Origin of the sequence: Phytohabitans maris (genome assembly GCF_031085175.1) — a bacterium.
In the GTDB taxonomy this organism is placed as follows: domain Bacteria; phylum Actinomycetota; class Actinomycetes; order Mycobacteriales; family Micromonosporaceae; genus Phytohabitans; species Phytohabitans maris.
Map to the genome: position 1 here is coordinate 40,692 of NZ_JAVHUY010000009.1, position 24,792 is coordinate 65,483.

Consider the following 24,792-nt stretch of genomic DNA (forward strand, 5'->3'; position numbering starts at 1 on the left):
GACTACCCGTACCAGACCCAGCGTGAGATCGTGCTCTGAGATGACCCGCTTTCACCTGAACGTCTCGCTGATGACGCCCGGCCACTTCCGGCACGCGTGGCGGCTGCCGCACGTCGACCCACTGGCCTACCTGGACATCGACTACTTTCAGCGGCTGGCCCGGATCGCCGAGGCCGCGAAGATCGACGCGGTCTTCCTCGGCGACGGTCCCGCCCTGCGCGGGGAGATCGAGGACGCACCGGGCACCGGACTGGATCCGCTCGTGCTGCTCGGCCACCTGGCCGCCATCACCACGCACCTCGGCGTCGTCGTAACCAGCTCCACGACGTACAACTCGCCGTACAACCTGGCCCGGCGCTTCCAGAGCCTCGACCACGTGACCAAGGGCCGGGCCGCCGTCAACATCGTCACCACCGGCACGCCCGCGGCCGCCGCGAACTTCGGCCTGACCGAGCACCCGGACAAGGAGACCCGCTACCGGCGGGCGTACGAGTTCCTCGACGTGGTGACCCGGCTCTGGGACGGCTGGGAGCCCGACGCGATCGTGGCCGACAAACGCGGCGGCCGGTACGCGGAGCCGTCGCGCATCCACCGGATCGACCATCGGGGCGAGTTCTTCTCCGTCGCCGGACCGCTGCCGGTCACGGCCGGCCCGCAGGGGCGGCCGGTCGTCGTGCAGGCCGGCGGCTCCGACGGCGGGCTCACGCTCGCCGCCGCCTTCGCCGACGTCGTGTTCACCGTGGCGCAGACCCGGGCCAGGGCGGTCGCGTACCGCGACGACATCCGCCGCCGCGCGGCCGCCGCCGGCCGCCACCCCGACGACGTCAAGGTCTCACTCGGCGTGGTCGTGCTCGTGGCGGCGACCAAGCGGGAGGCCCGGGGGCGCGAGCGGCAGCTCTACGCGACCCTGCCGATCGAGCGGCTGACCGCGATGCTCACCCGCAACCTCGGCCTGCCGGCCGGCGTGTTCGGCCCGGACGACCCGATCACCGCCGGCGACCTGCCCGACACCGTCCCCGCCGCTGCCTTCTCCACCGGCTTCAGCGTCTCCACCCGGGAGCTGATCGCCGAAGCCCCTCGCACGCCCCGCGACCTGATCCAGCGGGGCGCCGGCGGTGCCGGGCACCGGCTCCTCGTCGGCTCCGCCGAACAGGTCGCCGACGACCTCCAGGCATGGTTCGAGGCGGGCACCGCGGACGGGTTCACCGTCATGCCCGCGGACACCGCCGTAGACCTGGAGAACTTCGCCACCCTGGTGGTGCCGATCCTGCAGGAACGAGGGCTGTTCCAGCGGGAGTACCCCCATCCCACCCTCCGCGGCCGCCTCGGGCTCCCGTTACCCCGGCCCCGGCGGCTCGCCGACAAGGTGCCGGCCTGATGTCCGCCGCGGTCCGCTACGGCGACCCCGCAGCCGTCCTCGCTGCCCTCAACGAGGTCATCAGCCTGCAGCTGGCACACCGCTCGGTGCGCAGGTTCGGCACGCGGGACGTCACCGACGACGAGCTGGCCGCGCTCGTCGCGGCCGCGCAGTCCGCGCCCACCTCCGCTAACCTCCAGTCCTGGAGCGTGGTCGCCGTCCGCGACCACGCCCGCAAGGTCCGGCTGGCCGGTCTCGCCGCCAACCAGGCCTTCGTCGCGCAGGCGCCGCTGTTCCTGGTGTGGGTCGCCGACCTCAGCCGGGCCAACCGGCTGGCCGTACGCGCGGGTGCGAGGGTCGCCGCCACGGACTACCTGGAGACCACCCTCCTCGGCGTCATCGACGCGGCGCTGGCCGCCCAGAACGCGGTGGTGGCGGCGGCCTCGCTCGGCCTCGGCACAGTCTTCGTCGGCGCGGTCCGCAACCATCCGGAAGAGGTCGCCGCCGAGCTGCGGCTGCCGCCGCACGCGGTGGCGGCCTTCGGGCTGGCCGTCGGCGCACCGGACCCGGCCGAGGCCGCCGGCGTCAAGCCCCGCCTGCCGCAGGCCGCGGTGCTGCACCGGGAGTGGTACGACGCCGACGCCGCGGACGCGCACATCGCCGCGTACGACGAGCGGCTGTCGGCCTACAACAGCCGGTACGGGCTGCCGGGCAACTGGAGCGACCGGGTGCTCGCCCGGCTCCGGGGCCCGGCGTCCATGGCCGGGCGGCACCGGCTGCGGCAGACGCTCGCACGCCTGGGCCTGCCGTCCCGCTGACCTGCCCGCCGCGGCGCTACGGCGCGGCGGCGTGCGCCGGCCGGCCGGGTATCGCGGCCAGCAGCGCCTTGGTGTAGTCGTGCCGCGGGGCGTCGAAGATCTGCTCGGTGGTGCCGGTCTCGACGACCCGGCCGTGGCGCATGACGACGACGCGGTGGGCGATCTGCCGTACCACGGCCAGGTCGTGCGAGATGAACAGGTAGCTGAGCGACAGCTCCTGCTGCAGGCGCACGAGCAGGTCGAGGATCTGCGACTGCACCGACACGTCGAGGGCTGAGACGGGCTCGTCGCAGACGAGCAGGTCGGGCCGGCAGGCGAGCGCACGGGCGATGGCCACCCGCTGGCGCTGCCCGCCGGAGAGCTCGGTCGACCGGCGGCGCAGCAGCTCCGGCCCGAGTGCCACCTCGTCGAGCAGCCGCGCGACGGTGCGGCGCCGCTCGGCGGCGGTGCCGGAGGTGAAGACCTTCAGGGGTTCGGCGACGCAGCGCTCCACGGTAAACCTGGGGTCCAGCGTCGAGGCGGGGTCCTGGTGGACGAGCTGGATGTGCCGGCGGGTCCGTCGCAGGTCACGCCCGCCGAGCGTGGTGATGTCGGCGCCCTGGAAGAGGATGCGGCCGGCGGTCGGGGCGGCCAGCCGCAGCACCATCCGGGCGGTCGTGGTCTTGCCCGAGCCGGACTCGCCGACGACGGCGACGGTCTCGCCGGCGTGCACGTCGAAGCTGACCCCGTCGACCGCCCGGGTGGCCCGCTGCTTTCGCCCGTACACCTTCGTCAGGTCACGGACGCAGAGCAGCGGCATCGGGGCGTCCGTGCGGGCCGGTGCGCGTACCTTGCGGGCGGAGGTCAGGCCGGGCAGGGCGGTGACGAGCTCGCGGGTGTACGCCGCCGCCGGCCGGTCGAGGACCTGGGCGGCGGGACCGGTCTCGACCATCCGGCCGTGGCGGAGCACGACGACGCGGTGGGCCCGCTCGGCGGCGACCGCCAGGTCGTGGGTGATCAACAGCACTCCGGTGCCGCCGGCGTTGAGCGCGGTGATCTGGTCGAGGATCACGCGCTGGACGGTCACGTCGAGCGCGCTGGTCGGCTCGTCGGCGACGATCAGCCGGGGCCGCAGGGCGATCATCAGGCCGATGAGGACCCGCTGGCGCATGCCGCCGGAGAGCTCGTGCGGGTAGCGCCGGGCCAGCGGCTCCGGGTCGTCGAGCCCGGCCGCCGCGAGCGCCTCGACCACCTTGCGGCGCACGCCGCGCCGGTCGACCAGCCGCTGCGCGAGCAGCGCCTCGGCCACCTGGTCGCCGACCCGCATGACCGGGTTCAGCGCGGCGAGCGGATCCTGGGCGATGAGGCCGATCCCCCGGCCGCGGACCTCCCGCCACCGCCGGGCGTCGAGCGGGAGCAGGTCGCGGCCCTGAAACGCGATCCGCCCCGAGACGTGGGCGGCCGGGAGGGTCAGGCCGAGCACGGTGCGGGCCATCGTGGACTTGCCGGACCCGGACTCGCCGACGACCGCGACGACCTCGCCCTCGCCCACGGTGAGGTCGACGCCGTCGAGGGCCGGTACCGCCGGGTCGACCCGGTACCGCACGCGGAGGTCCTCAATGGACAGCAGCGGGGACGTGCTCATGCCGCGCCCGCGAAGAGCAGGTCGCGCAGGGTGCCGCCCGGGTAGCTGGACCGGAAGTGGCCGGAGCGCTGCAGCAGCGGGACCACCTCGGCGACGACGTCGTCCAGCCCGGTCGGCATGAGGTGGGTGGAGAGCACGTAGCCGTCGCAGGCGCCGGCGTCGAACCGCGCCGCCATCTCGGTCGCCACCTCCTTCGGCGAGCCGACGAAGGTGGGGCGGGCGTAGATCTCGACCATGAGGCTGCGCAGCGTGTGCCCGTCGCGCTCGGCCCGGGCCCGCCACGCGGCGACGGTCGCGCGCGGATCGGCCTTGGACTGGACCCGGCCCTGCATGACCGGCGTGTCCGGCACGTACGGCTCGACGTCGGGAAGCGGGCCGTCGGGGTCCCAGTCGTGCAGGTCCCGACCCCAGACCTGCTCGGCGAAGGAGAGCGCGCGCTCGGGTCCGATCTGGGCGAAGCCGATCTCGCGGGCCCGCTCGGCGGCGTCCCGCCCGGTCTCGCCCAGCACGATCCGGGCGATCGGCAGCACCAGCACCGAGCGCGGGTCGCGGCCCGCCGCGGTGGCGCGGGCGTCGATGTCGCGGCGGAACGCGATGCCCTCGTCGCGGCCGCTGTGCCGGGAGAAGACGACGTCGGCGACGGCTACCCCGAAGTCCCGGCCGTCGGGTGAGTCGCCCGCCTGGATGAGGACCGGCCGTCCCTGCGGCGGCGGCGGGATCGCGGGCTCGCCGCGCAGGCCGACGTACCGGCCGGTGAAGCTCGCCGCGGCCGGCGCGGGCGCCCACAGCGCGGCGCAGGCCGCCAGCACCTCCTGGGCCCGCACGTACCGGTCGGCGTAGGGCAGGTAGCCGCCACGGCGGAAGTTGCCGCCGGTGAAGGCATCGGAGGAGGTCACGACGTTCCACGCGGCTCGGCCGCCGCTGAGGTGGTCGAGCGTGCCGAAGGAGCGGGCCAGCTCGGCCGGCTCGTAGAAGGTCGTGTTGACCGTGGCGGCCAGCCCGATCCGGTCGGTGACCTCGCTCAGCGCCGCCAGCATCGCGAAGGAGTCGGGGCGCCCGGCGATGTCGAGCTCGAAGAGCTCTCCGCGCTGCTCGCGCATCCGCAGCCCCTGGCCGAGGAAGAAGAAGTCGAACAGGCCGCGCTCGGCGGTCTGGGCGGCGTGGCGGAACGAGGCGAAGGCCATCTGGTCGCCGGCCGCGGGGTCGCGCCACACGGTGGTGTGGTTGACGCCCTCGACGAACGCCGCCAGGTGCATCTGGCGGCGTGGCGATCCGGGCTCGCCGGCAGCGGGCGCGTCGGGCATGCGCTGAAGGATACCCCGCGTCCCGGCGACCCTTCGTTACACCGGCGACGGAAACTTTGTTACAGCTATTGCTGCCAGAGTGGCGAATTACGTACCAGGTCGCGTGTGGGCCAGGACACCGGGCGAGTCGTTGACACGACGAAAATCGCTCGGCTAACGTCGCTCGCGTGACCATCAGCCGACCGTGTGCCCCGCGTCTGACCACGGGCGACTGTCGGCTGCGCGGCGCTCACTGTCGCTAGCGCCGGAGCCCGTGCCCGCCGTTCCGAGCGGGCTCGCCAGCGCGGACCGTCCCGCCGCACACTCGACCACAACCCCCGAAAAATGTTCGGCCCCTCGGCCGGCATAATTTCATATTAATCCGATAGGTTAGACAGGTTCGATCGGAGTCTCGCGGCTCGCGACCGGCCCGCTTTCAGTGAGGAACCCACCGTGCGCGTGACCGCTTCACGTCCCGGCCAACGCCGCAGACCCTCGACGCTCGCCAGAGCCGGCGTCGGGCTGGCTGCCGCCGCCACCCTCCTCGTCGCCTGCTCGTCCGGCGACGGCGCCGCCTCGTCCTCGGCGAGCGACACCCCACGCCGCGGCGGCGCCCTGAAGATCGGCGTCGCCGGCGACCCGGGCTGCCTCGACCCCCAGCAGAACGGCAACGCCTCGTCGATCAACATCAGCCGGCAGGTCGTCGACAGCCTGACCGACCTGGACCCGCAGACCGGCGCGACCGCGCCCTGGCTGGCCACCTCGTGGACGGTCAACCCGGACGCCACCCAGTTCACCTTCACGCTCCGCGACGGCGTGACGTTCAGCGACGGGTCGCCGCTGACCGCGGAGGTCGTGAAGAAGAACTTCGACACCGTGGTCACCCTGGGCGCCGCCACGTCGCTGGTGACCGGCTACCTGGCCGGCTACCAGGGCACCACCGCACTGGACGCGCACACCGTACGGGTCGACTTCAAGCAGCCGAACGCCGGCTTCCTGCAGGCCACCTCGGTCGTGCAGCTCGGCATCCTGTCGGCCGGCACGGTCGCGAAGAGCGCGGCGGAGCGCTGCCAGGCGGGCAACCTCGTCGGCACCGGCCCGTTCGTCCTCGAGTCGTACACGGCGAACCAGTCGGCCCTCCTCAACCGCCGGGCCGGCTACGCGTGGCCCTCGGAGGTGTCTCGGCACCGCGACGAGGCGTACCTGGACTCCGTCGAGTTCGACATCGTCAGCGAAGCGAGCGTACGCACGGGCGCCCTGCAGTCCGGGCAGCTCGACGCGGTCACCGACGTGCAGCCGGACGACGAGGCCTCGTTCGGCAGCGGCGGGTTCAGCCTCCTCGCCCGCGCCAACCCGGGTGTGGTCAACACCCTGTTCCCGAAGCCGACCTCGGCGTTCGCCGCCGATCCGGTGATCCGCAAGGCGATACAGACCGGCCTGGACCGCAGCCAGCTGACGGCCGTGCTCAGCGGCAGCTACCAGCCGGCCACGTCGGTGCTGGCGAAGACGACGCCCGGGTACAAGGACGAGCAGCCGGCGTTGAAGAGCGACCCGGCGGCCGCCGGCAAGCTGCTCGACGACGCCGGCTGGGCGAAGGGCGGCGACGGGATCCGGGCCAAGGACGGCAGGCGCCTCAGCCTCGACGTCGTCTTCATCTCCAGCGTGGTCACCAACCAGAGCGTTCTGGCAGTGGTGCAGCAGCAGCTCAAGGACCTCGGCATCGAGCTGAAGCTGCGCCCGCTGGCCGTCGCCGACTACCTCAAGGCGGCGCAGGACCCCACCGTCAACTTCACGTTCGGCAACTTCACCCGGCCGGACCTGGACATCCTGCGGTCGGCGTTCTCGTCGGCGGCGGCGACCTCACCCAAGCTGACCGACGACGCGCTGGAGCAGCTCTACGTGCGGGCGCGGTCCACCGCCGACGCCACCGCCCGGGCCGCGATCGGCGCCGAGATCCAGGACCGGCTGATCGCCGGCGCGTACGCGATCCCCGTCTACGAGCTCTCCCAGGTCGCCGCGCACAGCGGCGCCGTACGCGGCCTGCGCTTCGAGTCCTCCTCCCGGCTCGTCTTCTACGACACCTGGCTGGACCGATGAGCGGACGGCAGCTGCATCTCGCGCTCTCCGCCGGCGTCGGCGGGGTACACCAGGGCGCGTGGCGGCGGCCCGACAGCCGTACCGAGCAGTGGGGCACGCCGGAACTCGTCATCGCGCTGGCGCAGGAGACCGAAGCCGCCAAGTTCGACGCGTTCTTCCTCTCCGACATCTCCGCGCCCAACCGCGCCCTGACCCGGGTCCAGGCGCCCTACCTCTACTTCGAGCCGCTCACCGCCGCGGTGGCGATCGCCCGGGCGACCAGCCACATCGGGGTGATCGCCACCGCGTCGACCACGTTCCACGAGCCGTACAACCTGGCCCGCCAGGTGGCGACGCTGGACCACCTGAGCGGCGGACGGGCCGGGTGGAACGCGGTCACGTCCAGCGTCGGCGAGCAGAACTTCGGGCGCCGGCCGTGGCCCGACCACGCCGGGCGGTACGAGCGGGCCGCCGAGTTCCTCGACGTGGTCGAGCAGCTGTGGGACAGCTGGGAGCAGGACGCGGTACGGCACGACCGGGCAGCCGGTGTTTTCGCCGACATCGACAAGATCCACCCGATCGACCACGCCGGCACCCACTTCGCGGTCGCCGGGCCGCTGAACGTGCGCCGTACCCCGCAGGGCCGCCCGGTGATCGTGCAGGCCGGCTCGTCACCGGCCGGGCGGGACCTCGCGGCCCGCCACGCCAGCATGGTCTTCACCGCCCAGCGGGAGCTGGCCGAAGCCCAGCAGTTCTACCGCGACCTCAAGTCACGGGCCCGCGGGCACGGCCGGCCCGACACCGACGTCGCGATCCTGCCCGGGGTCAGCCCGATCATCGGGGACAGCGCGGCGGACGCCGAGGAGATCCGGGAGAGCCTGCTCGACCTCGTCGACCAACCGACCGCCACCGCCCGCCTCGCCGACCAGCTGGGCGGGATCGACCTGAGCGACATCGGGTTCAACGAGCCGATCCCGGTGGAGCGGCTCCCCGCCGCCGGCGACATCGAACGCCGGCGCAGCCGCTTCCAGATCTTCGCCGACCTCGCCCGCGAGGAGCGGTGGACCGTACGCCAGCTGGTCGGCCTGGAGGTGGCCTCGTACGGGCACTGGCGGCTGGTGGGCACCGCCGAGCAGGTGGCCGCCGAGCTGGAGCGCTGGTTTCTGGCCCGGGGCGCCGACGGCTTCGTCCTCATGCCGCCGTATCAGGGCGCGCTGACCCGCTTCTACCAGTGGGTCGTCCCTCTCCTGCAGGACCGGGGAATCTTCCGGCGCGAGTACGAGGGGCGCACGCTCCGCGACCACCTCGGCGTCTCCTATCCGGCGAACCGGTGGGCGTCGTGACCGCCGGCTACACGGTGCGCCAGGTGGGGTGGGACGACGCCGGCGCGGTACGCCTGCGGGCCTTGATGGCGCAGGAGATCCTGCCCCGCTACGCGGGCCTCGACCTGTCCGCGCAGCGCGTGACGCCACCGCGCGCGGAAGACGTGGTGGCCACCTTCGTCGCATACCAGGGTGTGGCGCCGGTCGCGACCGCCTCGCTGGTCACGGTCGGCCGGTACCACGAGGTCAAGCGGGTCGTCGTCGACCCCGGCCACCGGCGCCAAGGGCTCGCCCGCGCGCTGATATCCGCGATCGAGGGCCTCGCCGCCGAGCGTGGCATCGAAGAGCTGGTGCTGCAGACCGGCATCCGCCAGCCGGAGGCGATCGGTCTGTACGAGTCGCTCGGCTGGCGGCGGATCCCGCCGTTCGGCCCGTACGAGCGGGACACGGTGGTCAGCGTCTGCTTCGGCAAACGGATCGCCGCCACGGCGGCAGCGGAGCGGCACGATGGGTGAACACCGGTTCGTGGTGGGCCTGCGGCTGGACGACCCCACGGTACCGTCCACTGTGGACGTCGCTGGGTACCGGCGGGCGGCGCTGGCCGCGGAGGCCGCCGGCGCCGACTTCGTCCTCGTCGACGACGGCTACGTCGCCGCCGGGCGGGGCGTCGGGCCCGACCCGGTCATGCTCGCGGCCCGCCTCGCGGCCGCCACGTCGCGGATCGGGGTGGTCGCGGCCGCCGCGGTGACCTACGGCGAGCCCTTGCTGATCTCGTCCGGGCTCGCCACCCTCGACCACCTCAGCGACGGCCGGGCCGGCTGGCTGGTGCTCACCGCGCCCACCGCGGCGCAGGCCGCGCTGCACGGCGCCGCGCCCCGCCCGGAGCGGGAGCTGTGGGACGAGGCCGGCGAGGTCGTCGACGTGGTCGGGCGGCTCTGGGACAGCTGGGAGGACGGCGCGGTCATCCGCGACGCGCGCACCGGCCGGTACCTGGACCGGCGGCGCCTGCACCGGGTCGACTACACCGGGCCGGCGTTTTCGATCGCCGGGCCCTCCATCACGCCTCGCCCGCCGCAGGGGCACCCGGTGGTGGCCGTGCGCGCCGACGCCTCGGGCAGCCGCGCCGTGACCGCCCACGCCGACGTGCTGGTCATCGCGGTCGACCCGGCGGCGCCGGGCGACGCGGTCGCGCGGCGGGCCGGGCAGGCGGTGGCGGAGTCCGGGCGGCCGCGCCACCAGGTCCGCGTGCTCGGCGAACTGCCCGCGGGCGGCACTGTCGGTGCCGTCGAGCGGCTGGCGGCGGCCGGGGCGCTCGACGGCGTCATCGTCCCGGCCGGCGACGATCCGGTCGCCGCCCTGCGGGCCGCGCTGGGCTCGCGCGGCGCCGCCGCCCCGCCCGCCGGACCCACGCTGCGCGAGCGGCTCGGCCTGCCCCGGCCCGCGAACCGGTACGCGACCGCACCGCCGGCCGCGCCGTGACCGGGTACGCGCTGCGCCGGGTGGGCCAGGCGATCCTCGTGCTCTGGGCCGCGTACACGCTCACGTTCTTCGCCGTCTTCCTGCTGCCCAGCGATGCGGCCGAGATCATGGCAGCCGGCAGCGACAGCACCAACAGCGTCGACCCGGCCACGCTCGCCGAGTTCCGCGCCCGCTACGGGCTCGACCAGCCGCTGCACCTGCAGTACCTGCGAGCGCTGGGCGGCGTGTTCCGCGGTGACCTCGGCACGTCCATCCACACTGGACGCCCGGTGGCCCGGATGCTCGGCGAGGCGATCGGCCCGACGGTGACGCTCGCCGCGCTCGGCATGCTCGTCGGCGTGCTGCTCGGCGCCGCGCTCGCCGTCGCCATCACGCTCGTCCCGCGGCGCGGGCCGCGCCACCTGCTCGCCACCGTCCCGGCGGTCGGCATCTCCGTACCCACGTTCTGCGTCGGTCTGGTCCTGCTGCAGGTGGTCTCCTTCCAGTGGGGGCTGCTGCCGGCCTTCGGCTCGTCCGGGTTCGAGTCGCTCGTGCTGCCCGTGCTCGCGCTCAGCCTTCCGGTGGCGGCGCTGATCGCGCAGCTGCTGTCCAAGAGCATCGAGGCCGAGCGGTCCGCCGAGTACGCCGACATCGCCCTGGCCAAGGGCCTCTCGCGGCTACGAGTGCACCTGGCCCACGTGGTCCGCAACGCGCTGCTGCCCGCGTTCACCATGGCCGGTCTGCTCGCCGGCGAACTGTTCGGCGGCTCGATCGTGGTCGAGACGGTCTTCTCCCGCGCCGGGCTCGGGCGCGTGGCGCTCTCCGCGGTACAGGCCCGGGACCTGCCGGTCATCCTGGGGGTGGTCACCGTGGGCGCCTGCGTCTTCATCGTGGTGAACCTGGCCGTAGACCTGCTCTACCCACTGCTCGACCCCAGGATCGCGGTGGCGCGGTGAGCACCGCCGTCCTCGCGCCCCGCCGGGCCTGGCCGCGCCGGGCCCTGCGCGCCGCGGTCCGGCTGCCCGGACGCGCCACCGCGGTACTCTTCATGCTGCTCGTCGCCGCCTGGGCGGTGCTACCCGGACCGCTGGCGACCCACGACCCGCTGCGCGTCGTACCGGCCGACCGCCTCCAGCCGCCCAGCGCCGCGCACCTGTTCGGCACCGACGAGCTCGGCCGCGACCTGTACAGCCGGGTCGTGCACGGCACCGCCCTGTCGCTGCAGTCGACGCTGGCGGCGGTACTCATCGGGCTGGCCCTGGGATCCGTCCTCGGCCTGCTGGCCGGCTTCGCCCGCGGCGTGGTCGACGCGGTGGTCATGCGCCTCGTCGACGTCCTGCTCGCCGTGCCGAGCCTGCTGCTCTCGCTGGTGATCGTGGCCGCGCTGGGCCCGGGCACCGCCAAGATCGCGTGCGCGGTCGGGATCGGCTCGATGCCGGGGTTCGCCCGGGTCGTACGCGCCGAGGTCCTCCGGGTCCGGGCCTCCGGCTACGTCGAGGCGGCCACGGTGGTCGGCGCGCGGCGCTTCTCGATCGTGCTCTGGCACGTCGTCCCGAACGCGGCCGGCCCGGCGATCGTCCTGGCCACCACGACCATCGGCACCGCGATGCTGGCGATCTCGTCGCTCGGCTTCCTCGGGTTCGGCGCGCCGCCGCCGGCGCCCGAGTGGGGCAGCCTCATCGCCGGCGGCCGCGGCTACCTGGCCACCGCGTGGTGGATCAGCCTGCTGCCGTGCCTGGTCGTGGTCCTGTCCGTCCTCGCGGTCAACCACCTCGCGCGGACGGCCGACCGGGCGCGCGTGGCCGGTGTGCCGTGACCCGCCCACACCCGAGGAACGGAGCATCCCATGGCCGCCCCTGACCACGACCGGCTGTCCCAGCTCGCGTCGAGACTGACCAACCCCCAGGCGTTCGTGGGCGTGCTCGGCGACCGCCGCCCGGACGCCGTCGAACTGCTCGGCGGCAACCCCGCCACCGAGGCGCTGCCGGCCGCGGCGCTGCGCGCCAGCATCGACGGGCTGCTCGCCGACGGGGTACGAGCCGCGCCGGCGCTGCGGTACTCCGGCCCCCGCGGCCTGGACGAGCTGGTCGCCTGGCTGGCGGACCGCGAGGGGGTCGAACCTTCGCGGATCGTCGTCACCAACGGCGGCCTGCACGCGCTGTCGCTGGTCACGCAGGTGCTCCTGGACGCCGGCGACACCGTCGTCACCGACGACCCGATCTTCCCCATCGCGCTGCGCGTGCTCCAGCTCACCGGCGCCGGCGCGCTGCCGGTACCGGTCGGGCGGGACGGCCTCGACGTCGGCGCGCTGGACGAGCTGCTGGCGCGGGGGCTGCGGCCGCGGGCCGTCTACACGGTCGCCGACTTCCAGAACCCCACCGGCGGGGTGCTCGGCGCCGCCGCCCGCGCCCGGCTGGTGGACCTGGCCGAGCGGTTCGGCTTCGTGGTGCTCTCCGACAACCCGTACCGCACGTCCCGGTTCGCCGGCGCCGACGAGCCGGACCTGCCGGCCGGCAGCGACCGCGTCGTGCGGATCAACACGTTCTCGAAGTCGCTCGGCCCCGGCCTGCGGCTCGGCTGGCTGGTCCTGCCGCCCTGGCTCGTCCAGCCGGTGCTGAACGTCCGCGCCCGTACCGACCAGCACCCGTCCACGTTCACCCAGGCGGCGATCCTCGGCATCGTACGCCCGGCCGGCGCGTTCGACCGGATCCTGGCCGCCCTGTCGGCGCTGCACGGCGCCCGGGCCGCGGCGCTGGCCACCGCCCTGCGCACCCACCTGGCCGGGCAGGTCGAGGCCGAACGGCCCGACGGCGGGTTCTTCGTCTGGGCCCGGCTGCTCGACCCGGCCGTCACCCTCGAACCGCTGCACCGCGCCGCCGCCGCGCACGGCACCGGCTTCTCGCGGGGCACGTCGTTCGCCGTACCCGGCGGGCGCGACCACGACCGGTACCTGCGCCTGGGCTTCAGCGACATCCCGGAGGCCGGCATCGAGGAGGCCGTCGGCCGGCTCGCCGCCGCGGTGAGCGCCGTCCGTGACGGACGCGGCGCGTGACCCGCGTACCACTGTCCATCTTGGACCTCGCGCACATCCCGGCCGGCGCCGAGCCGCGGCGGGCGGTGAACGGCCGGCCGGACCGTCGACGGCGTCGTCGTACCGGCGCCCTACGACCGCGGCGCGATCACCGCCTCCCCCGCCGTGCGGCGCCGGCAGGAGCTGCTGCAGCAGCCGGAGGCGCGGGCGGAGCCGTACCCGGACCAGGTTGCCGCGCTGCGCTGCCTGCTCGCCGGCCGCTACCGCGCCGGCGACGGGACACCGGCCTCGGCGTTTCCCGGCGGCGCCGCCGACGTGGAGGTCTGGGCGCTGGGCAGCAGCGGCGGCGAGCGGGAGCGGGCACTGGTCGCCGACCGACGAGCACCCACATCGCCGGGGTGGCGGAGGTCGTCGTCGCGCGGCTGGCAGCGCTGCGGCGGCTGACCGGCGCGGACGAGCTGATCGTCACGACCGCGGCGCACAACCCGGACGACGTCGACTCCTCCATCCGGCTGCTCGCCGAGGCCTGGCACGCGTAGCCGCCGGCGCGGTGGCGGCTCAGGCCCGGGCGAAACGGGCCAGCGAGTCGGCCAGGTACTCGATCTCCAGGGTCTGGATGGCGAGCCGGCCGGTCGCGACCCGCAGGTGCTGCTCCCGCCGCCGCGGGCTGATCCAGCTGGTGGAGCCCATGCTGGTCTCCACCCCGGCGTGCGCCAGCCCGGTGAACGCCCGCTCCTCGTCGACGACCGGCAACCACACGATCAGCCCGTCCTCGCCACCGACCTGCACGCCCCGGTCGGCGAGGGCGGCGACCAGCGCCGTCCGGCGGCGCCGGTACCGGCGCCCCGCACGCTCGACGAGCCGGCGGGTGTCGCCGTCGCGCAGCAGGTGGGCGAGTGCGTCCTGCAGGACCCGGCTGTTCCACACGCCGGACATGCCACGGATCCGGTTCACCGCGCGCACCAGGTGCTCCGGCCCGGCCAGCACCGACGTGCGCAGGTCCAGACCGAAGGCGGCGCAGTACGAGCGCTGCCGCAGCACCTGCCCGGGAAGCAGCGCACCGAGGCTCAGGTCGCGCCCGGCGAGCAGGGGGCCGAGCGTGTCGTCCTCGAAGACCTGGACCTCGGGGTGGCGGGCCAGCACCTCGGCCAACTCCTCGAGCCGCTGCTCGGTCACCCGGCCCCCGGTCGGCACGTGCCCCCTCGGCTGGTACACGAACGCTCGGGCGCCCCGCCGCAACGCCGCGCGGAGCATCGCCGGGCTGGGCCCCTCGCCGTCCCAGTCGACCCCGATCATCGGCACCTTCAGGTGGTCGAGCAGCGTCAGCGTCCGCATCATCGTCGGCTGCTCGACCGCCACCGGCCGGCCGGCTGTGAGCACCGCCTGCACACCCAGGAAGTTGCCGTGCCAGCCGCCGTCCGCGGTGGTCCACGCCTCAGCCCGGAACGGCCACGTGCGCCGGACCGCGCCCAGCAGCGCCGGCGTCACGAACGCGAAGTCGAACGCGTGCAGGTCCGGCGACCGCACCCCGGCCAGGACCGCCTGCTCCAGCGGCGGAAACAGCGCCGGGTCGGGTTCGCCGTCGGCACGGTCGACGGAGAGCACGCCGCTGGGCGTCTGGACCTCCACCCGGCTCCCGACCGGCAGCACCAGCGTGCCGCGCCGCCCGGAGGCGCGCAGCATGCCGGCCCGGGTCAACTGGTTCCACGCCTCCTGAACGGTGGTCGGGCTCACCTCCAGCGCCCGCGCGACGTCCCGGATCGCCGGCAGCCGGGTGCCGGGTCTGATCCGCCCGGCGTGGATCTCGCTACGCACCTCGTTCGCGATACCCGACGCGGTCCGGCTCGCTATCCGCTCCGCGAACCCGTCGACCGACACGTCCCGCCACGCCGGCGCAGCGGCCGCGTTCAGCGCCATCCGGAGCCCATCATCACGTACCACCGATTCATCCGGCCGACCCGGCCACTTTACCGTCGCCCGGCTCCGCGCCCGTCCGCGGCAGCGACACCGCCACACGCGACACAGCCGCGGGGGCCAACGGCCAACGTACCCGTTCAAGATCCCAGACAGTGGAAACTCGTTGCTATTCCTACATCGCCCGTAGGAATATTACGGGTATGCCATCGACGGTCTTCCTGACCTCGCGGCGCGCCATCGACTTCGGGCGCGTCGCCAGCGGCCTCTGTCCGTAGTCGAAGCCACTTCCCACACGTCTCCCGCCCGGCCTTCGCCGGGCACGCGATGAGGTCCGGCCGTTCAGCCGCGATCATCCGCCCACTCGAGCTCCGGCGCCCGGAACGCCTGGATGTGGGAGAGCTGGATCGCGGCGAAGTCTTCCGACTCCTCGGCCCTGACCACATTGCTGGTCAGAAAGTTCATCCCGTGCTCGCCGGCCCACTCCGCCGAACGCAAGCTTCCGCCGCCGTACCACATCCGGCTGCCCAGACCCGGCGAGTGCGGCTGGACGCGGTCGGAGAAGACCTCGAATCCCTCCACCCCGCGAAAGCCCCCGGCCGGCTCGCCGCGGATCAGCTCCAGCAGCCGGCGTACCCGTCCATAGCCGAAGTCCTCGTGGTCTGCCGTGTCCGGGTACAGCGTCTGCTTGACCTGCTCCCAGTGCATCGGCGGGCCGACGCTGACGCCCGGGTTGAGCCGACCGCCGCAGAGGACGTCGACGGTGGCGAGGTCTTCAGCCAGCCGCAACGGGTTCTCCCAGCCGAGCGGGATCACCGCGGTGCCGAGCGCGATCCGGCTGGTGCGCTGGGAAGCCGCCGCGAGCACCGCCACCGGCGACGAGATGCCGTAATGCAGGTGCCGGTGCCGCACCCAGGCGCTGTCGAAGCCGAGCCGCTCCCCCAGCTCGATGACCTCCAAGGTCGACTCGTGCCCGGGCCTCGGATCCGCACCGTCGAAGAGCCCGATCGTCAGGAAACCCAGCTTCCGCAAGGGTCGCACCGTCACCGCCCGATTCCGGCAGAGCCCACCACCGGCCCCCTGAACCGGCGGATCAGGCCGCCGACCGCTGCGAGGGCGGCCCGACGGCCGAGTACCCGCCCATGTGGTAGACGAGCGGAGCGCCACCCCGATCGTGCTGGCCCTGCAGCGGCTCGGCCAGCACGATCGCGTGGTCACCGGCCGGCACCCGCCTCGTCACCCGGCACAGCAGCCACGCCGCCGGCGAGTCCAGCAGCGGCACCCCGTACGGCCCCAGCCGCCAAGCGCCATGCACCGCGAACCGGTCGATACCGCTGGTGGCGAACGTCCTGGCCACCTCGTGCTGGCCGTCGGCGAGCAGGTGCACACCGACGTACGCCGCGCGCTCCACCGTCGGCCAACTGGACGAGCCCCGGTCCAAACAGAACGACACCAGCGGCGGCCGCAACGACACCGACGTGAACGACGTCGCGGTGAACCCCACCGGCGGCGAGCCGGGCACTGTCACCACCGTGACCGTCGCGGCCAGCCGGCGCATCAACGCCCGGAAGGCGTCCGCGCCGAGCGGCGGCACGCGGTCGAGCAAGCCCATAGCCGAACCCCATGACCTTCAAGTGAAGCAGCCTTGCCGGCAAATCCTATAGGTAAAATATGCGATACGGAAGGTCTCAGACCGCTGCGCAGCAGGCCAGCGAGGAGGTGGCCGGCGCGCGCCCGGACTGGCAGGCCGAGACTCACGACCCGGCAAGAGCCCGGAGAACGGCGAGTTGGCGGGCGTCCCGGTCGGCCACGAGCTCCGGGTAGGTGCGCCCGGCGAACGCGTCGTCCGCCTGGTCGACCAGGGTCCGCACGGTGGTCTCGTCCATCGGCGGCTCCCCCAGCCCACGCCAGCCCGCCTCCAGGCCGACGCCGAGGTGCGCCAGCCAGTGCCGCAGCCCTCCCGGTCCGCCGCCGAGGTGGAACGCCTGGAAGGGACCGACGGTTGCCCACCGCAGCCCGATCGAGTTGACGACCACCGCGTCGAGCTGGGCCACGGTCACCACGCCCGAGCGCACCAGGTGGATGCTCTCGCGCAGCAACGCCGACTGCAGCCGGTTGGCGACGAACCCGGGTACCGATCGGGCCAGTACGATCGGCGCCTTGCCCACCGCCCGGTAGAAGTCCTCCGCACGCCGCACCAGTGCCGCGTCGGCCCGCTCGCTGGCGACGACCTCCACGAGCGGGATGACGTGCGGCGGGTTGAACGGGTGGCCGACCACCACCCGGGCCGGATCCCGCAGGTCCGCGCCGAGGTCGTCCGGTAGCAGCGACGACGTGGAGCTGAGCAGGAGCGTGTGCTCCGGCGCGGCCTCGACCACCTGGGCGAAGATCTGCCGCTTCAGGTCCAGGTCCTCCGGGGCGTTCTCCTGCACCACGTCCGCGCCGTCGACCGCCCGCTTGAGGTCCGGTTGGACCTCCAGCCGCGTGGCGAGCTCCGCCGGATCGGCCGCGCCGCCAGGCAGCGTGGGCGCGAACAGGGCCAGGCCGTCCCGGACGATCCGCTCGGCGTCGGCACGGCGGCTGTTGACCCGCACCCGCAGCCCGTGGGCGAGGAAGAGCGTGGTCCAGCCGAGTCCGATGGTGCCCGCGCCGATGATCGTCGCGGTGCGCTGTGTCGCGTCGGGCATGCCCTCCGACCGCCTTTCTCTGGATGTCGACGAGGCTCGTACGGGCAGCGTGGAGACCGCGGCTCGGACGCCGCTCAAGTCGGGGACGAGGCGGGGCCGCGCGGCAGTAGGGCGGCCGGCAGCAGCGTCAACGCGCCCCAGGGCCTGCCGGACGAAGTCGCGAGCCGGTCATCCCGGGTGCTGGCCGCGTGAGTTCCGCTGACACTAGTTCGTAGTACGAATTACTGCTAGGCTTTCTCGATGGCCACGACGATGGGGCTTGGGGTCGCCGCCGCCCTGGTGCGCACGTCGCACCTGGTGCAGCGGGTGTTCGGCGAGGTCGCGCGGGCGCACGGTCTGCCGCCGCAGCAGCTTCAGCTGCTCTGCGTGCTGGTCAGGGGCCCGGTCGGGATGACCGAGCTGGGCCGGCTGATGCACCTGGAGCGTTCCACCATGACCGGGCTGGTCGACCGGGTCGAAAAGCGCCGCCTGGTCACCCGGGTCTCCGACCCCACCGACCGGCGGGCCTGCGTGGTCAGGTTGAGCGACGAGGGCTCCCGGCTGGCCGTCGCGGCGCACGACGAGGTGACCACGCGGCTGGAGTCGATGACGGAGGTCCTCGACCCCGGCGAACGGGGACAGCTGGTCGCCATGACCACGCGCGTCCTCGCCGCGTACGACCCCTCGTGGGCCGCACCGCGTTAGCTAGGCCCTGTTTCGAAAATCCTTGCCGGGCTGCGCCGGGTCCAGACGACGACCGGCGGCGCCGGGCGCATCGCCGCCTGGACCTCGGCTCGCCTCGACAATTCTTTGAAACAGGGCCTAGCGGGTCACCGGTTCAGCCGCGCAGGCGTTCCGCGGGCCGGCTGGCCCCGACCAGCTCGCGCACGGCGGGGGCGGTCTCGGCCGCGAACCGTTCGACGTCGTACGGGCTGTTGGCCATCACGGTGAAGACGCTGGTGCCGTGTCCGAGCGCGAGTTCGGCGAGCTGCTCGGCGGGTGCCGGTCTGCCGAGGTTGAGCAGTCGGACGATGTCCCGTGGCGAGCGTCCCGCCGCCGTGGCGGCCTCGTCGATGATGGCGTTGCCCTCGGCGAGCTGGCCGGCATCCGCGAGGCGCGGCAGGGACGGAAGCCAGCCGTCCGCGGCGCGTCCTACCAGTCGGAGCATGCGCGGGCGGTACGCGCCGACCCAGATCGCGATGTCGTGGGCGGGAGCGGGTCCGCGCCGTAGGCCGTCGACCCGATAGTGGCGTCCCGCGATCCGGATGGCGCCCCGGGTCCCGGTGTCCCAGCACGCGCGGATGATCTGGACCGCCTCGTCCAGCGCCTCGACCGCCGCGCCGGGCGAGCGGCGCGGCCCGCCCATGCTCGCGACGGCGTCCATGAACCCGCCGGCGCCGAGCGCGAGCTCCAGCCGGCCGCCGCTGAGGAGGTCGAGGCTCGCCGCGGCCTGGGCGAGGACGGCCGGTGGGCGCAGCGGTACGGGGTGCACGTTGCCGGCGAGGTGGATCGTGTCGGTTCTGGCGGCGACGTAGCTCAGCAGTGTCCAGGTGTCCAGAAACGCCGGCTGGTACGGGTGGTCCTGGAAGGTGACCAGGTCCAGGCCGGCGCGCTCGGCGACCCGGGCGAGGGCCACGATCCGCGACGCGTCCTGGGCCGACGGGACGACGTTGGCGGCGAACCGCAGCGGGTGTCCGTAGTCAGCCATCGACGACGTCCTCGACGTCGCGGGCCCGGTACGTCTCCTCGACGGTCCGGCCCTCGTGCAGCCCCCAGCTGACCACCCGCGTCGGGATCAGGCGGATCAGCGCCGGCGGGCCGGGGATCGCCTCGGCCCGGCCGCGGATCTCGATGCCCCGCGGTCGCCAGGGCGGCAGCACGTCGTCGATGACCAGCGCGGCCCGCCCCGACCTGGCCACGTCCCGAAACTTCTTGGACCGGCCGAGGTTGCGGCCGCCGATCTCGACGTACGCCCCGCCGGGGTCGAGCGACCAGCCCAGCGGGGCCACGTGCGGCATGCCGTCCGGCCCCACCGTCGCCAGCCGCCCGAGCCGGAGCCGGTCCTCCCGCAGGTACGCGAGCTCGGCGTCGCTGAAGGATCTCATCGGGAGGTCACCAGCTCCTCTCGGGTGGGCGTGGCGGCGGGCGCGTCGCGACGGGTGGCGAAGAACCCGATGGCGATGCCGAGCGCCGCGGTCGCCGCCGCCAGCCAGAACAGCGTGGTGAACGTGGAGTCCGGCAGCCGCCCCGTACCGGCGGAGGCGATGACCGCGGCGGCGAGCGCGGTGCCGACCGCGCTGCCCACCGTGCGGGCGATGTTGTTGATGCCGTTTGCCGTCCCGGTCCGGGCCAGCGGCACGATGTCGGCGATCAGCTTGGGCAGCGAGCCGATGACCAGGCCGGTGCCGGCACCCACGATCGTATAGAAGACCGCGTGCTGCCACATCTGGTCGTGGGCGAGGACGAACAGCACCGACCCGACGCCGAACAGCGCCCAGCCGCCGGTCAGCGGCCAGCGTGGTCCCAGCACCCGGGCGATCCGGCCGACCGCCATGCTCGCCGGCACGACAGCCAGCATGCCCGGCAGCATCAGCAGGCCGGCCACCGTGATGGTGGAGCCGAACCCGACGCCGCCCACCGCGGGCAGCTGGGCATAGAGCGGCAGGGCAAGGTAGAAGAAGTACGATCCGGCGCCGAAGAGGAACGCGGCTGCGTGCGTCATCGCCATCGGCCGGTCGCTCAGCTCACCGACGTCGAGCAGGGCATCGTTCCTGGCCCGCTCCACCCCGGCCAGGACGGCGAACAGCACGGCGCCGAGCGCGAAGAGGCCGAGCACCCGCGGCGACGACCAGCCCCACGACGGCCCTTTGGCCAGGGCCAGCAGCAAAGCGACCAGGCCGCCACCGAGCAGCACGGCGCCCGGATAGTCCGCCCGGCCCGCCGCCACGTACCCGCCGACGGGCACCCACAGCGCCGCCAGCAGCAGGCTGACCAGGGCGATCACCGTGCCGAGGATGAACAGGTACCGCCAGGAGAGGTGGTCGGCCAGCAGGCCGCCGACGACCAGGCCGGCACCGCCGCCGGCGCCGACCGCGCCCGAGACCAGACCCATCGCGAACGGCAGCCGGTTGGCCGGCAGGGCCTCGCGGAGGATCGCCATCGACAGCGGAACCAGCGCCAGCGCCGCACCCTGCACGGCCCGCGCCGCGATGAGCTGACCGATGTTCTGCGCGGCTGCGGCGCCGGCCATCCCGACGGCGTACACGGCGAGCACCGCCAGCGTGACCCGGCGCCGTCCGAACAGGTCGCCGAGCCGTCCCAGCAGCGGGGTCAGCACGGCGCTGGACAGCAGGAACGCGGTCAAGATCCACGCCGCCGTGGTAGGGGTCGCGTGCAGCCGGACCTCCAGCAACTTCAACGCCGGGACCACCACCGTCTGCATCAACGCGTACCCGAAGACCGCCACCACCAGCGCTACCAGGGTCCTGGTCGCGCCCCGTCCTTCCGCCGTACCCACGATCGGCTCCTAGTTCGTTATACGAAGTATTCGTAACACGAAGCACTTTAGTTCGCACTACGAATAACCGTCAACCGGAGCGTCGTGGCCACTCCCACGCACCGACATCTGCCAGCCCGGCCCGCAAGGGGCTCCGCGCAGCTGTCGCGGCGGGTACTCGTGGCACATGGTCCAGGTGGCCGTAGGTGGGCACCCACATTGGAGCCCGCCGTGCCGTCGGGACCACCGCCCCTCTTGCGTCACCGCCCCCTCGGTGCGCAAGAATGCCGTCATGGCCGAGGACCGGGAGTTCCCTTCAGACTCCAAACTGGACACCACGGTGCCGCACTCGGCGCGGATCTGGAACTACTGGCTCGGCGGCAAGGACAACTTCGCGGTCGACCGGGCCGCCGGCGACGAGGTGATCGCACACATCCCGGACATCCCGGTCGGGGCCAAGTCCGAGCGCGCGTTCCTCAAGCGCGTGGTCAGGTTTCTCGTCCAGGACGCCGGCATCGGTCAGTTCCTCGACGTCGGCACCGGGCTCCCCTCGGCGGACAACACCCACGAGGTCGCGCAGTCTCTCGACCCGCGCTGCCGGGTGGTCTACATCGACAACGACCCGCTCGTCATGGCGCATGCGCGTGCGCTGCTGACCAGCGCCCCGGAAGGCAGCTGCGACTACGTCGAAGCCGATCTGCGCCAGCCGGAGGCGATCCTCGCGTCCGCGCGGCGCACGCTCGACTTCTCCCAGCCGATCGGGCTCATGCTCCTCGGCGTCGTCAACCACCTCATGGACGACGAGCAGGCGTACGGCGCCGTCGCGCAGCTGGTGCGGGCGATGCCCACCGGTAGCTACCTGGTGCTCACCCACTCCACCGCGGAGATCCACGGCGAGCCGATGCTGCGCGTGATGCGGGAAACCACCGAGCGCGGCGGCACGCCAATCCGCGCCCGGACCAAGATGGAGCTCGAACGGTTCTTCGACGGGTTGGATCTGCTGGAGCCCGGTGTCGTCACGTGCTCGCGCTGGCGCCCCGACCCGGACTCCGACGAGCCGGAGGTCTACCTGTTCGGCGGCGTCGGCCGCATCGGCTGAGCCGAGCCTCTCCACGCCAGCCACGAGGGCAACCCACCGGCGTGGGCGAGGGTCACCGCGAGCTGGGCGCCAGGATCCGGTTGTCGTACGCCGCACGGGCGGCGTCGATGTGGGGCAGGTGCGTGATGCTCCACTCGAGCAGCGGCGCGGTGGCCTCGCGCAGGGTCCGGCCCATCGGGGTCAGCTCGTAGCTGACGTGCGGCGGCATGACCTCGCGGACCGTGCGCGTCAGGATCCCGTCGCGCTCCAGGTCGCGCAGCGTCACGGTCAGCATGCGCTGGCTGATGCCGTCGATGGCCCGCTTGAGCTCGGTGAAGCGCCGCGGCCCGTCCTTGAGCATGCGCACGATCAGCAGCGCCCACTTGTCCCCGACGATCCCGAGGACTTCGCGGGCCTGGCACGGGTCCTGCACTGGTTACCTCCTGAGAACCGGGGCACCGAAAAGTGCCGTATTGCCGGGGCCGAGTCGCGGGGATCACGATGTTCCCGGTTACCCAACGGTACCGAGGCACGAGGAGGAACCGTACGGCCATGGCCACATTTCTGCTGGTACACGGCGCCTGGCACAGCGGCCGGAGCTGGGACCGGACGGTCCCGCTCCTGGAGTCGGCCGGGCACCGGGTGCTCGCGCCGTCGCTGACCGGCTACGGCGACAAGGCACACCTGCTGGGCCCCGAGGTCGGGCTCGGCACCCACGTCGACGACGTCGCCGGCCTGATCGAAGATGAGCGTCTCGACGACGTCGTGCTCGTCGGGCACAGCTACGCCGGGATGGTCATATCGGGAGTTGCCGACCGGGCCCCGGAGCGGATCGCGCACCTGGTCTTCCTCGACGCGATGGTCCCCGAAGACGGCGAGACCGCGGTCGACGTCCTTCCGATCACCAAGCAGCTCATCGACGTCGCCGTGGACGGCTGGCGGGTTCCGCCGATGCCGGAGCAGCCGCCGCCGATCGGCTTGTTCGGGGTCACCGATCCCGACGACGTCGCCTGGTTGCGCTCGATGCTGTCGGACCACCCGGTGCGGTGCCTCCAAGAGCCGGTCCGGCTGGACAACCCGGCCGCGCGCGCGATCCCACGCACGCACATCCACTGCGTCAGAGGTCGGCCGGCGGGCATCACCCGGCGTCCCGTCCCAGCAGGCGACCGGGTACGGGAGCTACCGACCGGCCACGACTGCATGATCACCATGCCTGCCGAACTCGTCCGGCTGCTGCTCGAGGCGGTCTAGAAACCTTTCGGAGTCTGGGTGATGGGCTCTGCGGAGGGCGGGGTGCGGCGCGTCCCGGCGTTTCTTCAGACACGATTTGCCCCGGCCCGCGCCAGCTGCGGACCGCATGCTCCCGCGGGCACCGCGGAGGCCGGCGGCGAGCTGGCGCTCGCCGAAATCCCCGGCCTCCGCTGCCGGCTCCGCGACCCAAGCCCAACCCTGGGGCGAGGTCCGCGCTGAAGTCGCGGTCACCGCCCACGGGGAAGCTGCGCGGGCCGCACGCACAGACGGGGCAGCTCCAGAGCTTCCCGCACACACACATCCGCCCCGGCCGGCGGCGCCGTGGTGAAGTGTCATGGACACACAACCGCCACGGCTCCCCGCAGGGGGCCGGGGTGAGACCGCCGACCGCGCAGGGTGAGGCCGCGGGAAAGCACCCCAAGAAAACGCTCCGCTGCGCTCCACGTTTCCCCGGGGACCCCGCGCAACGGTCCGGTCCACAACGGACATCGCGGTAGCCCAAATCGGCCTACGCGACCAGTGCGTCGCGACGGCGTCGGTGCCGCCGCCGCCGTCGTCAGGGCGTGGAGGGCTGCACGCCTTGAATCGCCTCGGCGAAGGTCCGGGGTGGGCGGCCGAGGGCGCGCTGCACGCCGTCGGACACGTGTGCGTCCTTGCCCAGGCGCAGCGACTCGGCCACGTTGGCGAACGCTTCGGCGTCCGTGGCCGGCACGCCCTGCGTCACGAGCTCGGCGACGTACTCCCGCCTCGACAGCGGCACGTAACGGATGGTGCGGCCGGTGGCCTCGGAGAGGGTGGCGGCCACTTCGGTGAGTGTCACAGCGTTTGGGCCGGACAGCTCGTAGGTCTGGCCGGTGTGGCCATCCTCGGTGAGGGCGGTGACCACCACCGCGGCGACGTCGTCGGCGTCGAGGAAGCTGGCGGCGCCGTCGCCGGCGGGCAGGCGCAGCTCACCGGCGTTGACGGCCTCGGCGTAGATGCCTTCGGTGAAGGTCTGCGCGAACCAGCCGGGGCGGCTGATCGTCCACTCCAGCCCGCTGTCGCGTACGGCGGCTTCGCTGTCGAGCGCCGCGTGTCGGATGCCCGCGCTGCCCTGGATGTAGTCGGGATCGTCGAGGCCGCGGCCCGAGGCCAGGACGATGCGCCGTACTCCGTGGCGCACCGCGCTGTCGACGAACGGGCGGACGAGCCGGCTGCCGTTGAGCTGCACCAGGTAGAGCGCGCGCACGCCGTCGAGCGCGGCGTCCCAGGTGCCGGGATCGGTCCAGTTGAACGGGTGCTCGCCGGTGCGGGACGCCGCGCGCACCGGTATCCCGCGGGCGCGCAGACGGGCGACGACGCGGCGACCGGACTTCCCGGTGGCGCCGGTGACGAGGATCGGTTGTGCGTTCATGACCTGAGCCAACCGGGATGGGACG

25 protein-coding genes are annotated in these 24,792 nt (G+C 73.4%); 14 read left to right on the top strand and 11 right to left on the bottom strand.

What is annotated here, in order from left to right; translation table 11 throughout:
- Nucleotides 1-40: 40 nt before the first annotated feature.
- Nucleotides 41-1,378: an NtaA/DmoA family FMN-dependent monooxygenase gene (locus tag RB614_RS11390; RefSeq protein ID WP_308712399.1), complete on the top strand. Its 1,338-nt coding sequence runs from the start codon at nucleotides 41-43 to the stop codon at nucleotides 1,376-1,378.
- A complete protein-coding gene (locus tag RB614_RS11395; RefSeq protein ID WP_308712400.1) occupies nucleotides 1,378-2,175 on the top strand; it encodes a nitroreductase family protein in 798 nt (265 codons plus the stop codon). The genes RB614_RS11390 and RB614_RS11395 overlap by 1 nt, the downstream gene beginning before the upstream one ends.
- Before the next feature lie 16 nt (nucleotides 2,176-2,191).
- Here the strand turns inward: RB614_RS11395 and RB614_RS11400 are convergent, their stop codons facing one another.
- Both RB614_RS11400 and RB614_RS11405 read right to left on the bottom strand, forming a co-directional pair.
- Nucleotides 2,192-3,799, bottom strand: a complete 1,608-nt coding sequence (locus tag RB614_RS11400; RefSeq protein WP_308712401.1) for a dipeptide ABC transporter ATP-binding protein — start codon at nucleotides 3,797-3,799, stop codon at nucleotides 2,192-2,194.
- Complete coding sequence (locus RB614_RS11405) at nucleotides 3,796-5,103, bottom strand: LLM class flavin-dependent oxidoreductase (RefSeq protein ID WP_308712402.1); 1,308 nt, start codon at nucleotides 5,101-5,103, stop codon at nucleotides 3,796-3,798. The genes RB614_RS11400 and RB614_RS11405 overlap by 4 nt, the downstream gene beginning before the upstream one ends.
- 438 nt (nucleotides 5,104-5,541) lie before the next feature.
- Between RB614_RS11405 and RB614_RS11410 the strand changes: the two genes are divergently transcribed.
- The 9 genes from RB614_RS11410 to RB614_RS11450 all read left to right on the top strand — a co-directional run bounded on the left by RB614_RS11410 (nucleotide 5,542) and on the right by RB614_RS11450 (nucleotide 13,508).
- Nucleotides 5,542-7,179 (top strand): ABC transporter substrate-binding protein, encoded by a 1,638-nt coding sequence (locus tag RB614_RS11410; protein ID WP_308712403.1) that lies wholly within the window; start codon nucleotides 5,542-5,544, stop codon nucleotides 7,177-7,179.
- A complete protein-coding gene (locus tag RB614_RS11415) occupies nucleotides 7,176-8,501 on the top strand; it encodes an LLM class flavin-dependent oxidoreductase (RefSeq protein WP_308712404.1) in 1,326 nt (441 codons plus the stop codon). Before RB614_RS11410 ends, RB614_RS11415 begins: the two co-directional genes overlap by 4 nt.
- Nucleotides 8,489-8,995: a GNAT family N-acetyltransferase gene (locus tag RB614_RS11420; protein ID WP_308712405.1), complete on the top strand. Its 507-nt coding sequence runs from the start codon at nucleotides 8,489-8,491 to the stop codon at nucleotides 8,993-8,995. The genes RB614_RS11415 and RB614_RS11420 overlap by 13 nt, the downstream gene beginning before the upstream one ends.
- Nucleotides 8,988-9,959, top strand: coding sequence for an LLM class flavin-dependent oxidoreductase (locus RB614_RS11425; RefSeq protein ID WP_308712406.1), 972 nt, complete (start codon nucleotides 8,988-8,990; stop codon nucleotides 9,957-9,959). Before RB614_RS11420 ends, RB614_RS11425 begins: the two co-directional genes overlap by 8 nt.
- Nucleotides 9,956-10,894, top strand: a complete 939-nt coding sequence (locus RB614_RS11430; protein WP_308712407.1) for an ABC transporter permease — start codon at nucleotides 9,956-9,958, stop codon at nucleotides 10,892-10,894. Before RB614_RS11425 ends, RB614_RS11430 begins: the two co-directional genes overlap by 4 nt.
- Nucleotides 10,891-11,754 (top strand): ABC transporter permease, encoded by an 864-nt coding sequence (locus RB614_RS11435; protein WP_308712408.1) that lies wholly within the window; start codon nucleotides 10,891-10,893, stop codon nucleotides 11,752-11,754. The genes RB614_RS11430 and RB614_RS11435 overlap by 4 nt, the downstream gene beginning before the upstream one ends.
- 30 nt (nucleotides 11,755-11,784) lie before the next feature.
- Nucleotides 11,785-12,990, top strand: coding sequence for an aminotransferase-like domain-containing protein (locus RB614_RS11440; RefSeq protein WP_308712409.1), 1,206 nt, complete (start codon nucleotides 11,785-11,787; stop codon nucleotides 12,988-12,990).
- Nucleotides 12,991-13,134: 144 nt separating this feature from the next.
- Nucleotides 13,135-13,413 (top strand): hypothetical protein, encoded by a 279-nt coding sequence (locus tag RB614_RS11445; RefSeq protein ID WP_308712410.1) that lies wholly within the window; start codon nucleotides 13,135-13,137, stop codon nucleotides 13,411-13,413.
- Nucleotides 13,368-13,508, top strand: coding sequence for a hypothetical protein (locus RB614_RS11450; RefSeq protein ID WP_308712411.1), 141 nt, complete (start codon nucleotides 13,368-13,370; stop codon nucleotides 13,506-13,508). The genes RB614_RS11445 and RB614_RS11450 overlap by 46 nt, the downstream gene beginning before the upstream one ends.
- Before the next feature lie 19 nt (nucleotides 13,509-13,527).
- Here RB614_RS11450 and RB614_RS11455 read toward each other — a convergent pair whose 3' ends face one another.
- The 4 genes from RB614_RS11455 to RB614_RS11470 all read right to left on the bottom strand — a co-directional run bounded on the left by RB614_RS11455 (nucleotide 13,528) and on the right by RB614_RS11470 (nucleotide 17,570).
- Nucleotides 13,528-14,886, bottom strand: coding sequence for an aminotransferase class I/II-fold pyridoxal phosphate-dependent enzyme (locus RB614_RS11455; RefSeq protein WP_308712412.1), 1,359 nt, complete (start codon nucleotides 14,884-14,886; stop codon nucleotides 13,528-13,530).
- Nucleotides 14,887-15,225: 339 nt separating this feature from the next.
- A complete protein-coding gene (locus RB614_RS11460) occupies nucleotides 15,226-15,915 on the bottom strand; it encodes an LLM class flavin-dependent oxidoreductase (protein WP_308712413.1) in 690 nt (229 codons plus the stop codon).
- A gap of 61 nt (nucleotides 15,916-15,976) precedes the next feature.
- A complete protein-coding gene (locus RB614_RS11465) occupies nucleotides 15,977-16,495 on the bottom strand; it encodes a flavin reductase family protein (protein WP_308712414.1) in 519 nt (172 codons plus the stop codon).
- 142 nt (nucleotides 16,496-16,637) lie between these two features.
- On the bottom strand, nucleotides 16,638-17,570 hold the full coding sequence (locus RB614_RS11470) for a 3-hydroxyacyl-CoA dehydrogenase NAD-binding domain-containing protein (RefSeq protein WP_308712415.1): 933 nt from the start codon (nucleotides 17,568-17,570) through the stop codon (nucleotides 16,638-16,640).
- 240 nt (nucleotides 17,571-17,810) lie between these two features.
- On the opposite strand from RB614_RS11470, the gene RB614_RS11475 reads away from it, so the two are divergent.
- Complete coding sequence (locus RB614_RS11475) at nucleotides 17,811-18,254, top strand: MarR family winged helix-turn-helix transcriptional regulator (RefSeq protein ID WP_308712416.1); 444 nt, start codon at nucleotides 17,811-17,813, stop codon at nucleotides 18,252-18,254.
- A 133-nt stretch (nucleotides 18,255-18,387) separates the two neighbouring features.
- On the opposite strand, the gene RB614_RS11480 is transcribed toward RB614_RS11475, so the two are convergent.
- The 3 genes from RB614_RS11480 to RB614_RS11490 are packed head-to-tail and all read right to left on the bottom strand — an operon-like array spanning nucleotide 18,388 to nucleotide 21,066.
- Nucleotides 18,388-19,257, bottom strand: coding sequence for an LLM class flavin-dependent oxidoreductase (locus tag RB614_RS11480; protein ID WP_308712417.1), 870 nt, complete (start codon nucleotides 19,255-19,257; stop codon nucleotides 18,388-18,390).
- The gene (locus RB614_RS11485; RefSeq protein WP_308712418.1) at nucleotides 19,250-19,654 is read right to left on the bottom strand and encodes a PPOX class F420-dependent oxidoreductase; all 405 of its coding nucleotides are present in this window, start codon (nucleotides 19,652-19,654) and stop codon (nucleotides 19,250-19,252) included. Before RB614_RS11485 ends, RB614_RS11480 begins: the two co-directional genes overlap by 8 nt.
- Nucleotides 19,651-21,066 (bottom strand): MFS transporter, encoded by a 1,416-nt coding sequence (locus RB614_RS11490; protein WP_308712419.1) that lies wholly within the window; start codon nucleotides 21,064-21,066, stop codon nucleotides 19,651-19,653. Before RB614_RS11490 ends, RB614_RS11485 begins: the two co-directional genes overlap by 4 nt.
- Nucleotides 21,067-21,337: 271 nt before the next feature.
- Between RB614_RS11490 and RB614_RS11495 the strand changes: the two genes are divergently transcribed.
- The gene (locus tag RB614_RS11495; protein ID WP_308712420.1) at nucleotides 21,338-22,144 is read left to right on the top strand and encodes an SAM-dependent methyltransferase; all 807 of its coding nucleotides are present in this window, start codon (nucleotides 21,338-21,340) and stop codon (nucleotides 22,142-22,144) included.
- A gap of 52 nt (nucleotides 22,145-22,196) precedes the next feature.
- On the opposite strand, the gene RB614_RS11500 is transcribed toward RB614_RS11495, so the two are convergent.
- Complete coding sequence (locus tag RB614_RS11500) at nucleotides 22,197-22,556, bottom strand: winged helix-turn-helix transcriptional regulator (RefSeq protein ID WP_308712421.1); 360 nt, start codon at nucleotides 22,554-22,556, stop codon at nucleotides 22,197-22,199.
- A gap of 119 nt (nucleotides 22,557-22,675) precedes the next feature.
- Here RB614_RS11500 and RB614_RS11505 point away from each other — a divergent pair, with 119 nt between their 5' ends.
- The gene (locus RB614_RS11505; protein WP_308712422.1) at nucleotides 22,676-23,374 is read left to right on the top strand and encodes an alpha/beta fold hydrolase; all 699 of its coding nucleotides are present in this window, start codon (nucleotides 22,676-22,678) and stop codon (nucleotides 23,372-23,374) included.
- Between the two features lie 556 nt (nucleotides 23,375-23,930).
- Here the strand turns inward: RB614_RS11505 and RB614_RS11510 are convergent.
- Nucleotides 23,931-24,767: an NAD(P)H-binding protein gene (locus RB614_RS11510; protein ID WP_308712423.1), complete on the bottom strand. Its 837-nt coding sequence runs from the start codon at nucleotides 24,765-24,767 to the stop codon at nucleotides 23,931-23,933.
- Nucleotides 24,768-24,792: the final 25 nt, after the last annotated feature.